The organism is Pseudomonas sp. RIT288 (assembly GCF_000631985.1).
In the GTDB taxonomy this organism is placed as follows: domain Bacteria; phylum Pseudomonadota; class Gammaproteobacteria; order Pseudomonadales; family Pseudomonadaceae; genus Aquipseudomonas.
This window is the reverse complement of record NZ_JFYN01000001.1, coordinates 759,171-771,059: the sequence shown is the minus strand read 5'-3', so window position 1 is coordinate 771,059 and position 11,889 is coordinate 759,171. Positions and strand designations below refer to the sequence as shown.

At 59.2% G+C, this 11,889-nt stretch carries 11 protein-coding genes; 7 read left to right on the top strand and 4 right to left on the bottom strand.

The annotated features are described in order from the left end of the window. Window positions 1-645, bottom strand: coding sequence for a dual specificity protein phosphatase family protein (locus BW33_RS03465; protein ID WP_047597069.1), 645 nt, complete (start codon window positions 643-645; stop codon window positions 1-3). A gap of 306 nt (window positions 646-951) precedes the next feature. On the opposite strand from BW33_RS03465, the gene BW33_RS03460 reads away from it, so the two are divergent. Genes BW33_RS03460 through BW33_RS03450 form a run of 3 tightly spaced genes read left to right on the top strand, consistent with a single transcriptional unit; the run spans window position 952 to window position 4,796 of the window. Further along, window positions 952-1,698, top strand: a complete 747-nt coding sequence (locus BW33_RS03460; RefSeq protein ID WP_047597067.1) for a gluconate 2-dehydrogenase subunit 3 family protein — start codon at window positions 952-954, stop codon at window positions 1,696-1,698. 2 nt (window positions 1,699-1,700) lie between these two features. Beyond that, window positions 1,701-3,485 carry a GMC family oxidoreductase gene (locus tag BW33_RS03455; RefSeq protein WP_047597066.1) on the top strand — a complete coding sequence of 595 codons (1,785 nt, stop codon included), beginning with the start codon at window positions 1,701-1,703 and terminating at the stop codon, window positions 3,483-3,485. Between the two features lie 12 nt (window positions 3,486-3,497). Beyond that, the gene (locus BW33_RS03450) at window positions 3,498-4,796 is read left to right on the top strand and encodes a cytochrome c (protein ID WP_047597065.1); all 1,299 of its coding nucleotides are present in this window, start codon (window positions 3,498-3,500) and stop codon (window positions 4,794-4,796) included. 55 nt (window positions 4,797-4,851) lie between these two features. Here the strand turns inward: BW33_RS03450 and BW33_RS03445 are convergent, their stop codons facing one another. Both BW33_RS03445 and BW33_RS03440 read right to left on the bottom strand, forming a co-directional pair. Further along, complete coding sequence (locus tag BW33_RS03445; RefSeq protein WP_047597063.1) at window positions 4,852-5,121, bottom strand: hypothetical protein; 270 nt, start codon at window positions 5,119-5,121, stop codon at window positions 4,852-4,854. Window positions 5,122-5,436: 315 nt separating this feature from the next. Next, window positions 5,437-5,739 carry a hypothetical protein gene (locus tag BW33_RS03440; RefSeq protein ID WP_047597061.1) on the bottom strand — a complete coding sequence of 101 codons (303 nt, stop codon included), beginning with the start codon at window positions 5,737-5,739 and terminating at the stop codon, window positions 5,437-5,439. Between the two features lie 224 nt (window positions 5,740-5,963). On the opposite strand from BW33_RS03440, the gene BW33_RS03435 reads away from it, so the two are divergent. The 3 genes from BW33_RS03435 (at window position 5,964) to BW33_RS03425 (ending at window position 9,608) form a co-directional block, all read left to right on the top strand. Continuing rightward, a complete protein-coding gene (locus BW33_RS03435; RefSeq protein ID WP_047597060.1) occupies window positions 5,964-7,022 on the top strand; it encodes a PA0069 family radical SAM protein in 1,059 nt (352 codons plus the stop codon). A gap of 238 nt (window positions 7,023-7,260) precedes the next feature. After that, a complete protein-coding gene (locus BW33_RS03430) occupies window positions 7,261-7,992 on the top strand; it encodes a carbonic anhydrase (protein ID WP_047597059.1) in 732 nt (243 codons plus the stop codon). A gap of 89 nt (window positions 7,993-8,081) precedes the next feature. Beyond that, entirely contained in the window at window positions 8,082-9,608 is a 1,527-nt protein-coding gene (locus tag BW33_RS03425) for a SulP family inorganic anion transporter (RefSeq protein ID WP_047597057.1), read from the top strand. An 88-nt stretch (window positions 9,609-9,696) separates the two neighbouring features. Here the strand turns inward: BW33_RS03425 and BW33_RS03420 are convergent, their stop codons facing one another. Further along, the gene (locus BW33_RS03420; protein WP_047597056.1) at window positions 9,697-10,329 is read right to left on the bottom strand and encodes a hypothetical protein; all 633 of its coding nucleotides are present in this window, start codon (window positions 10,327-10,329) and stop codon (window positions 9,697-9,699) included. Between the two features lie 369 nt (window positions 10,330-10,698). On the opposite strand from BW33_RS03420, the gene coxB reads away from it, so the two are divergent. Further along, complete coding sequence (coxB, locus tag BW33_RS03415; RefSeq protein ID WP_047597054.1) at window positions 10,699-11,826, top strand: cytochrome c oxidase subunit II; 1,128 nt, start codon at window positions 10,699-10,701, stop codon at window positions 11,824-11,826. Window positions 11,827-11,889: the final 63 nt, after the last annotated feature.

The window sequence follows — 11,889 nt, the reverse complement described above, 5'->3', positions numbered from 1 at the left end:
TTACTTGAGGTTGACCGACTGGAACCAGCTCTTCATCGAGCAGGTGGCAAACGCACTGGTGCTGCAGTCGCCGTTGGCCAGCGCGGTGCGCAGTTTGTCGACATCAGCCTGCATCACATAACGCACGCCATCCTTGAAATGGCCGCTTTCACCAAAACCGCCCTGCGTCATTTCGTTCAGCGCGTCTTCCTTGCTCCAGCCCTGCACCACGATCCGGTACATCGCCGCCATCAGGCCGGTGCGGTCGGAACCATGTTTGCAGTGCATCAGCACCGGGCCATTGGCTTCGGCGGCCTGAATCGCACGCAGCGTCTTGAGCACATCCGCGTCATCGACATGGTTGGTGCGATAAGGCAGTTGTACTTGATTGATGCCCGGCTCGGACAGCCAGCTGCTGTCAGCTTCCGGCAGGAAGTTAATCACCGTCGCCACTTTGAGGTTCTTCAGTAACGGCACTGCGCCGCCATCCGGCAAGGCGCTGCGGTACAGCGTCGGCGACATCTGGAACAGGTTGTACTGCACTTCAACCGGTTGCGCCCACTCCGGCGGGCGCGATGTGACAGCAGCGTCAGCCTGGGCCGGCATCAAGTGCAACAGGGCAACAAGCGACAAACACAAAGCAGGAAAAAGGCGCACTTGAGACATGCTGGGCTGACCGTATCGGAATTCATCAATGAAAGGCCTTGCAGCTTCCACGTCTGCCGGTCAAAGCCCTGTGAGGCACTTGTCAAAGAATTGTGAATCCGTGCGATTTCATTGAGCGTCGCGTAAAAATAGGCGGCTTTTTCCGCTGAATCGGTTCAACCCGATGCATAGCCTGCTACCATTTGTCACACGATGTTGCAGGCGTCCCCCTTTTCCCGGCCAACCACCGGGCCACGCCGCGACGAAAAAATGCTCAAGCCGTTCGCAGAAACGGACAACTATCAATGCCTGATGAGGTGCACCCCCATGTCTGATGCAGATCGAGACAACCCGCGGCGTGAGTTCTTGCGCAAATCCCTGACCCTGATTCCCGTGGTCACCCTCGCCGGCACCGGTCTGGGCAGCAGCGTGTTGCAAGCTGCGCCTGAAGCGGCCCCGGTGGCGCCAGCAGCAACACCGGCCAAGGCTGACGCCAGCGCTTACCAGCCGAGCTATTTCACCGCCGAGGAATGGGCCTTCATCAACGCTGCCGTAGCGCACCTGATCCCCAATGACGAGCAAGGCCCGGGGGCCCTGGAAGCCGGCGTGCCGGAATACATCGACCGCCAGATGAACACCCCGTACGCCGCCGGTGCGCTTTGGTACATGCAAGGTCCGTTCAACGCCGACGCTGCGCCGGAGATGGGCTGGCAGAGCAAACTGGTGCCAAAAGAGATCTATCGCCTGGGCATCGCTGCCACGGATCAGTGGGCAAAATCGCTCAACGGTAAAACATTTGCCGAGCAAGACAGCGCTACCCGAGAAGATTTGCTCAAACAGCTCGAAGCCGGCAAGCCGCAGTTCGATGCGGTTCCGGCGAAGATTTTCTTCAGCCTGCTGCTGCAAAACACCAAGGAAGGGTTCTTCTGCGACCCGATCCACGGCGGCAATAAAGGCATGGTCGGCTGGACCATGATCGGCTTCCCCGGCGCCCGCGCCGATTTCATGGATTGGGTGGAACGCAACGAGCAATACCCCTTCCCGGCAGTTTCGATTCGCGGCGAGAGGGCTTGAGCATGGCAACCGTAATGAAGAAGGTCGACGCCGTGATCGTCGGTTTTGGCTGGACTGGCGCGATCATGGCCAAGGAGCTGACCGAAGCCGGGCTCAACGTGCTGGCGCTGGAGCGCGGGCCGATGCAGGACACCTACCCCGACGGCAACTATCCACAGGTGATCGACGAACTCACCTACAGCGTGCGCAAAAAACTCTTTCAGGACATATCGAAAGAAACCGTCACCATCCGCCACAGCGTCAACGACATCGCCCTGCCGAACCGCCAGTTGGGTGCGTTCCTGCCGGGTAATGGCGTCGGCGGCGCCGGTTTGCACTGGTCGGGCGTGCACTTTCGCGTCGATCCGATCGAACTGCGCATGCGCAGCCACTACGAAGAGCGTTACGGCAAGAGCTTCATCCCCAAGGACATGACCATCCAGGACTTCGGCGTCAGCTATGAAGAGCTGGAGCCGTTCTTCGATTTCGCCGAAAAAGTCTTCGGCACCTCGGGTCAGGCCTGGACCGTAAAGGGCCAACTGGTCGGTCAGGGCAAGGGCGGTAACCCTTACGCACCGGATCGCTCCAATCCGTTCCCGCTGGAGGCGCAGAAAAACACCGTTTCCGCACAGCTGTTCGGCAAAGCGGCGACAGAAGTCGGTTACAAACCCTACAACCTGCCGTCGGCAAATACCTCCGGCCCGTACACCAATCCCTACGGCGCACAAATGGGCCCGTGCAACTTCTGCGGTTTCTGCAGCGGTTACGTTTGCTACATGTATTCCAAGGCGTCGCCAAACGTGAACATTCTGCCGGCGCTCAAACCCCTGCCGAACTTCGAGCTGCGGCCCAACTCGCATGTGCTGCGGGTCAACCTCGACAGCACCAAGTCCAAGGCCACCGGCGTGACCTACATCGATGGCCAGGGCCGCGAGATCGAGCAACCGGCGGATCTGGTGATCCTTGGCGCCTTCCAGCTGCACAACGTGCGACTGATGCTGCTCTCCGGCATCGGCAAACCGTACGACCCGATCAGCGGGGAAGGCGTGGTCGGGCGTAACTTCGCCTACCAGAACATGGCGACCATCAAGGCGTTCTTCGACAAGGACACCCACACCAACAACTTCATCGGGGCCGGCGGCAACGGTGTGGCGCTGGATGATTTCAACGCCGACAACTTCGACCACGGCCCGCATGGCTTCGTCGGCGGCTCGCCAATGTGGGTCAACCAGGCTGGCAGCCGCCCGATTGCCGGCACCTCGAACCCGCCCGGTACTCCGGCCTGGGGCAGCCAGTGGAAACGCGCGACCGCCGATTACTACACCCACCAGGTGTCGATGGACGCTCACGGCGCGCATCAGTCCTACCGTGGCAACTACCTCGATCTGGATCCGGTGTACCGCGACGCCTACGGCTTGCCGCTGCTGCGCATGACCTTCGACTGGCAGGAAAACGACATCAAAATGAACCGCTTCATGGTTGAGAAAATGGGCAAGGTCGCTCAAGCCATGGGCCCGAAAGCCATCGCGGTGATCGGCAAGCAGGTCGGTGATCACTTCAACACCGCGGCCTACCAGACCACCCACCTCAACGGTGGCGCAATCATGGGTACCGATCCGAAGAAGAGCGCCCTGAACCGTTACTTGCAGAGCTGGGACGTGCACAACGTGTTCGTGCCGGGTGCTTCGGCGTTCCCGCAGGGTCTGGGTTACAACCCGACCGGGCTGGTGGCGGCGTTGACCTACTGGTCGGCCAAGGCAATCCGCGAGCAGTACCTGAAAAACCCCGGCCCGCTGGTTCAGGCATAAGGAGCGATGACCATGAAGAATATTCTTATCGCGACCCTGGCCATGCTCGGCAGCGCTGCTGTACATGCCGCCAACGTCGATCAAGCGTTGAACAAACAAGGCGAATACCTCGCCCGCGCGGGTGACTGCGTGGCCTGCCACACTGCCAAGGGCGGCAAACCGTTCGCCGGCGGCCTGCCAATGGAAACGCCGATCGGCACGATCTACTCGACCAACATCACCCCGGACAAAACCGGCGTCGGTGATTACAGCTTCGAGGACTTCGACAAAGCGGTGCGCCACGGCGTCGCCAAAAACGGTAGTACGTTGTACCCGGCGATGCCATATCCGTCCTACGCCCGGGTCAGCGAAACCGACATGCAGGCGCTGTACGCCTACTTCATGCACGGTGTCGAACCGGTGGCGCAGGAGAACAAGGCCAGCGACATTCCATGGCCGCTGAGCATGCGCTGGCCGCTGATGGGCTGGCGCTGGCTGTTTGCGCCGAAGGTCGAGGACTACAAGGCCACCTCGGATGATCCGGTGATCGATCGCGGCGCCTATCTGGTCGAAGGCCTCGGCCATTGCGGCGCCTGCCATACGCCACGGGCGCTGACCATGCAGGAAAAATCCCTGAGCGCGGCGGACGGCAAGAACTTCCTCGCCGGCAGTGCGCCGCTGGAAGGCTGGATCGCCAAAAGTCTGCGGGGTGATCACAAGGATGGGCTGGGCAGCTGGAGCGAAGAGCAGCTGGTGCAATTTCTCAAGACCGGCCGCAGCGACCGCAGTGCAGTGTTCGGCGGCATGAGCGATGTGGTCACTCACAGCATGCAATACATGACCGACGCCGACCTGACCGCGATCGCCCGCTACCTCAAGTCGCTGCCGGCCAATGATCCGGCGGACCAGCCGCACCAGTACGACGCGAAAGCGGCCAAAGCCCTGTGGAACGGCGACGACCGTCAACGCGGCGCAGCGGTGTACATCGACAACTGCGCGGCCTGTCACCGTACCGACGGCCACGGCTACACCCGGGTGTTCCCGGCGCTGGCAGGCAATCCGGTGCTGCAATCGGAGGATCCGACCTCGCTGATCCACATCGTACTCAAGGGCGGCACCCTGCCGGCAACGCACACGGCACCCTCGACCTTCACCATGCCGGGTTTCGCCTGGCGGTTGTCGGATCAGGAAGTGGCGGATGTGGTGAGCTTTATCCGTGGCAGTTGGGGCAACAAAGGGGCGCCGGTGAAGGCTGCCGACGTCGAAAGCCTGCGCAAGAATGATATGCAGACCACTTCCGGGGATGATCTGGGGCAAGTCTCTTCGCATTAACGAGACGTGAGTACCGCTGACATGGCATTAACGCTTTGTTGTGTCAGCGGACAATTCAACGCCTGGACTGAAAACCCTTGAACTGCGCAAAAGCATCGGCCAACTGCAAGTAGAGCTTCTTGTCGTATTTATCGACGTCGCCATCACCATCGAGGACGTCTTCGGAAATCAAGTCATAACGACCGTTAGCTTCCGACGATGAAGCGAACAACGAGTAGTCGTAATCGATCATTTCAGTGGCGTCTTCATTGAAGTGATAAATCGCGACTTCCGGATTCCCGTCTTTGTCACTATCCACAATTTCCAGCAATACCCTGATAGTCATAACGGTAAATCCTTCCGTTGATTGAACTGCGCCAATCGGTAATCTTTCGCAGTTTACGGAAGTTAACGAGTGGGAAAAATCCGGTCTACTGTCAAACCTGACAGGGTGTACAAACATCCAGTCAGCAAACTTGAGCCACCCGTGCTGTAAATGCATACACCTGCCAACTCTGACAGTAGATGCTCGCTTTAATGAGAGCTTTTAAAGTTTGTATTAAATGCTGACATGCTGGCTACGGTGTCGACGAAACACTGTCCGAAAGAAAACCCTGCACGCAGGAATCATGCAGGGCTTTTTGCATTGATAGCCGTCAGCTTACGGACTCATGATACTTACATAAGCCTTGGCCAACGCCAGCAACTTGGCCTTGTCATCGGCATCGATATCACCGTCACCATCGACATCTTTTTCATTGCGCACATCGAAGGTTTTACCACCGTCATAGGAGGACGCAATGATAATCTGCGAATCCAGCAGAGAGACGGTCGGCACGGATTTTTCCGCATCCCAGCCGGATTGCTTCAGCGCAAACTGCATGGACACCAGCACTTCATCCGGATCAACCGGAGTCGGACCAAGTTTCTGTAGAAAGATGCCACGAGGGTTAACGTTAGACATGTTTAAATCCTTTTAAATATTGAATAGCAGAATGACAACAAGGCGAATACTAACGACATCGCAAGTTGTACTGCTACTTGAAACATGTGTCTCCGGATTGCAATAAAAATTGGCCAATCAGTAAACCGGATAACCTGATCACATGCTCCGAATCGCCGAACGGCACTGGCTGTTTGCTCGCGCCGGCGATACTGTATGCACATACAGCAATCAGGACACATCCGATGCACACGCCATTGCCTCCCCGCGGTCGCGGCACCGCGACCAACCCGCACAACCGCTTCGCGCCGAATCGTTCGGTGGTCGAGGATGACGGCTGGTATCAGGAAGTGCCCGAGACGCAGAACACCGAGGTGATGATCGAAACCGCGAAAACCATCATCACCCGCAACACCTCGCCAGACCTGCCCTTCGACCGCTCGATCAATCCCTATCGCGGCTGCGAGCACGGCTGTATCTACTGCTACGCGCGACCGAGCCACGCCTATTGGGACATGTCGCCGGGGCTGGATTTCGAAACCCGGCTGATCGCCAAGACCAACGCCGCGCAGGTGCTTGAGGAACAGTTGAGCAAACGCGGTTATCAATGCGCTCCGATCAATCTTGGCTCCAACACCGATCCGTATCAGCCCATCGAGCGCGAGCACAGGATCACCCGCCAGACCCTTGAAGTGCTGTTGCGCTATAAGCACCCGGTCACCATCGTCACCAAGGGATCGCTGATTTTGCGCGATCTCGACCTGCTCACCGAGCTGGCGCAGCAGCGGCTGGTGGCGGTGATGATCAGCCTGACCACCCTCGACGATGAACTCAAACGTATCCTCGAACCGCGAGCCGCTGCACCGAAAGCACGCTTGCGGGCGATCCGGGTGATGCGTGAAGCGGGGATCCCGGTTGGGGTGCTGTGTTCGCCGATGATTCCAATGATCAACGACAGCGAAATCGAGAGTCTGCTGACCGAGGCTCACGCCGCCGGTGCGCAAAGCGCCGCCTACATGATGCTGCGCCTGCCGCTGGAGGTGGCGCCGTTGTTCGAGGAGTGGCTGCAGGCGCACTATCCGCAGCGCGCGGCTCATGTCCTGAGCCTGATCCGCCAGAGCCGAGGCGGTGAGCTCTACGACAGCCGGTTCGGTGCGCGGATGCGCGGCGAGGGGCCATTCGCCGACCTGCTCGCGCAACGTTTCGCCAAAGCCATTAAACGTCTCGGTCTAAACCACCGTGAGGGCTATAACCTCGACTGCACGGCCTTCTGTCCGCCGGGTCGCCAGATGTCGTTGATTTAGCGACAATCAGCCTATGGTTGATGGGTTGGAATCCTTCCGTCGAAACACGTCAGTCACGTTTTTTGTGACCTGGAACACACGTTCTAGAGCGCTTGATTCAGTTTGAGTTAAGTTTCGGCGGCTACCTTGTTCATCGAGTGACTGACGGGTCGGGATGGCCCGGATGTTTTAAACAGCCACTGGCTTCATACCGGAATACACGGGAACGACTCCCCGAATCCGCCAAAGAGGATGAATCATGAGTGACAAGGATAAACAGCCGTTGGCTGCGTCGGCGCAAGCCGTCCCCGGGGCGGAATCCGCCGATGCAGCGCTGCGAACCATCGTTGACGGCTTTTTGCATTTTCATCATGAGGTCTTCCCGCAGCAGGAAGAACTCTTCAAGAAACTCGCCACGGCGCAATCGCCACGGGCGATGTTCATCACCTGTGCCGACTCGCGCATCGTGCCCGAGCTGATCACCCAGAGTTCCCCGGGCGATCTGTTCGTGACCCGTAACGTCGGCAACGTCGTGCCGCCTTACGGCCAGATGAACGGTGGCGTTTCCACCGCCATCGAATACGCGGTGCTGGCGCTCGGCGTGCAGCACATCATCATCTGCGGCCATTCCGATTGCGGCGCCATGCGCGCAGTGCTCAATCCGCACAGCCTGGAAAAAATGCCGACGGTCAAAGCCTGGCTGCGTCATGCCGAAGTGGCAAAAACCATGGTGCACGAAAACTGTAACTGCGCCGACGAAAAAGAAAGCATGCCGATCCTCACCGAGGAGAACGTCATCGCCCAACTGCAGCACTTGCGTACCCATCCTTCGGTAGCCTCACGCATGGCGAACGGTCAACTGTTCATCCATGGCTGGGTCTACAACATCGAAACCAGCGAAATCAAGGCTTACGACGCGGATCAGGGACGCTTCCTGCCGCTCGACGGCAGCCATCCGATTCCGGTGGCGACGCCCAAAGCGCGCTTTTAAATCCCCCTAAAAATCTGTGTGGTATGACGCCGGCCGCTGTTTCAGCGGTTCGGCGAAGCCATGCCTGAAAAAACTTCGGGAGAGTCACCATGCGTGCTGCTCAATTGAAAGCGGTGTTGCCACGGGAGCTGCTGGCTTCGGTGGTGGTGTTTCTGGTCGCCCTGCCGTTGTGCATGGGCATTGCGATCGCGTCAGGGTTGCCGCCAGCCAAAGGCCTGATCACCGGGATCATCGGTGGCCTGGTGGTGGGTTGGCTGGCGGGTTCGCCGTTGCAGGTCAGCGGGCCGGCGGCGGGTCTGGCGGTGTTGGTGTTCGAGCTGGTGCGCCAGCACGGGATCGAGATGCTCGGGCCGATTCTGTTGCTCGCGGGTTTCCTGCAACTGGTGGCCGGGCGCCTGAAGCTCGGGTGCTGGTTTCGGGTCACGGCACCAGCGGTGGTCTACGGCATGCTCGCCGGGATCGGCGTGTTGATCGTGCTCTCGCAAGTGCATGTGATGCTCGATGCCAAGCCGCAACCATCCGGTCTGGATAACCTCACGGCCTTCCCCGGCGCAGTGGCGCAGGCCTTGCCGTCGTTCGGCTGGCAGGCCGGCTTACTGGGGTTGGCGACCATTGCGGTGATGTGGCTGTGGGAGAAGTTTCGCCCGCATTCGCTGCGCTTCATTCCCGGTGCGCTGCTCGGCGTCGGTCTGGCCACGGGCGCCAGCCTGCTGCTGGCATTGCAGGTTAAACGGGTCGAGGTGCCGGAGAATCTGGCGGAGGCCATCGACTGGCTGAAACCGGCGGACTTGCTCAGCCTCGCTGATCCAACCCTGCTGATTGCGGCTTTTGCCGTGGCGTTCATCGCCAGCGCCGAAACGCTGTTGTCCGCTGCTGCGGTAGATCGCATGCACAACGGCGTGCGTTCGGATTTCGACCGTGAGCTGTCGGCGCAAGGTGTCGGCAACATGCTCTGCGGTCTGGTCGGGGCGCTGCCGATGACCGGGGTGATCGTGCGCAGTTCGGCCAACGTCCAGGCCGGTGCAACCACCCGCTATTCGACGATCTTCCATGGTCTTTGGCTGCTGGCGTTCGTGTTGTTGCTGTCGAGCGTGCTGCAAAGCATTCCGGTGGCGAGTCTGGCGGGGGTGCTGGTGTATACCGGGTTCAAACTGGTGGACTTGAAAGCCTTTCGCGGCCTGGGCCGTTACGGACGGATGCCGATGTTCACCTATGCCGCGACGGCGCTGGCGATCATCTTCACCGACCTGCTGACCGGCGTGCTGATCGGTTTCGGTTTGACGATGTTGAAACTGGCGTTCAAGGCTTCGCGACTGAAGATCAGCCTGATCGACCTGCCGCAAGACGGCGAGATGGAGTTGCGTCTGGTGGGCGCGGCGACCTTCCTCAAGGTGCCCGCACTGACCCAGGTGCTGGGCAGCATTCCAGCGGGTACGACGGTGCATGTGCCGCTCAATAACCTGAGCTACATCGACCATTCGTGTCTGGAGTTGCTGGAAGAGTGGGGCCGGGCGAATGCGGCGAAGGGGTCGAAGCTGTTGATCGAGTCGCGTGGGTTGAAGCGACGGTTGGAGGGGCGGGTTCGGACTAATACCGGGATCGGCTCAGCCGCTTAAGATCAAAAGATCGCAGCCTTCGGCAGCTCCTACAGGGTGAACTACTCACTCCTGCAGGAGCTGCCGGAGGCTGCGATCTTTTAAACGTTTATGCCGCTGGCTGATCCAGCTCCAGGCCCACACCCAGGCGGCGGCCCATGCACGGCCAGCGCTTCCACGCAGCACCGGTATCCGGGCTGCTCAGCTTGTCGCGGTAGGCTTCTACCGATTCCCGCGCAAAACTCTCTTCGTTGAGCATCTCGTCGATGGCGTGATGCACCGCTTCGTCCAGTTGGTTGGCAAATTCCTCACCGATCAATTGGTGAGCAATCAGATTGGCGACCGTCATGTCCAAGGGGATCAGTGGCTGGCCGAGATAGGTGATGTACAGGTCGTTGACCTCTTCGACAAAGCGGTGCGCCAGATAGGCTTCGTCCAGCAGGCTGTCCAGGCCGACCGGCGGCTGGAGGAAGTACTGCTCGGCGATTTTCAGCACCGGTTTGATCTGCGACTCGATTCCCGCTTCCCTGGCAACATCATTGGCTGCATCCAGCATGTCTGGTACTTCGTCGATATAAGCGGTAACGAATTTCGTCAACGCTTCTTCGCGGTTAGCGTCCGGCAACTGAATGGCCGAATGCAGATGAGGCAACTTGGCTTCCAGCTGACGCTTGAGCCGTCCGGTTTGGTTCTCAGTTTGTCGGGCTTTTTGGATCTGCTCGCGCAATGCGGCGGTGTTCATGAAAACTCCAGGGAACAAGGCAATGAAATAGGGAAGACATAAGTTAGCTGGCTTACGAAAAATGCTAAGACGCATTTGTCATAATTATTTCATCCTTGATGCAGCGGCGTTATATCGGTTCGCCACCACTGGTCTGCATCCTTCTCCATTCGTGCCCTTGAGCGCAAGCCCCGGCTGTTTCAGATCATTTACGCGACGACATTGCAATTCCCGGTGGCTGTCTATACTCGCCATTGAATGGAGTTAGCTGATGACGCCCGACTGCACCCGCAGCAAGGCCCGGCAATTCAAGTTCGTAGTCTGATGCAGCCGCTCCCTTGCCGCAGGCGAAAGCCGGCGGGATAACAAGAACGATAAGGGGAACCCGCAATGATGCGACATCCACACGTCTGGATGGGCCTCCTGTTGTGGTCGATTTTCAGCCCGGCGCATGCGGCCTGGACTGTGAATATGGCGCCTGGAGCGACTGAAATCAGTCACGCAGTATTCGACCTGCACATGACCATTTTCTGGATCTGTGTGGTGATCGGGATCATCGTCTTCGGCGCCATGTTCTGGTCGATGATCGTGCATCGCCGCTCGACCGGACAGGTCGCCGCAAAATTCCACGAAAGTACCACCGTCGAGATTCTCTGGACTGTCGTGCCGCTGCTGATCCTGGTGGCGATGGCGGTTCCGGCGACCGCCACCCTGATCCGCATGTACGACACCAGTGAGCCGGATATCGATATCCAGATCACCGGATATCAGTGGAAGTGGCACTACAAATACCTCGGTCAGGACGTCGAGTTCTTCAGCAACCTGGCCACCCCCGCCGAACAGATCCACAACAAGGAAGCCAAGGGCGAGCACTACCTGCTCGAAGTCGACAAGCCGCTGGTGCTGCCGGTCGGCGCCAAGGTGCGCTTCCTCGTGACCTCCGCCGACGTCATCCACTCATGGTGGGTGCCAGCCTTCGCGGTCAAGCGCGATGCGATCCCGGGGTTCGTCAACGAAGCCTGGACGCGCGTCGACAAGCCCGGCCTCTACCGTGGTCAGTGCGCTGAATTGTGCGGCAAGGATCACGGCTTCATGCCGATCGTGGTCGAGGTCAAGGACAAGGCCGACTACGAGAAATGGCTCGCCGAGCGCAAAGCCGAAGCCGCGCAGCTCAAAGAACTGACCAGCAAGGAATGGACCCTAGACGAACTCAAGGAGCGCGGCGACAAGGTCTATCACACCACCTGCGTTGCCTGTCACCAAGCCGAAGGTCAGGGCCTGCCGCCGATGTTCCCGGCGCTCAAAGGCTCGAAAATCGCCACCGGGCCGATCAAGGATCACTTGAGCATTGTCTTCCACGGCAAACCCGGCACCGCCATGGCCGCGTTTGGCAAACAGTTGTCGGAAGTCGATATCGCAGCGGTCGTGACCTACGAACGTAACGCCTGGGGCAACAACAAGGGCGACATGGTCACGCCAAAAGAAGTGCTGGAGCTCAAACAGGCGGAAAGCAAATGAGCCGGTCTATCGCGTACTTCGTGAACCGGCCGGGGCAGCGCGCCCCGGCCAGCCCAGTCCACT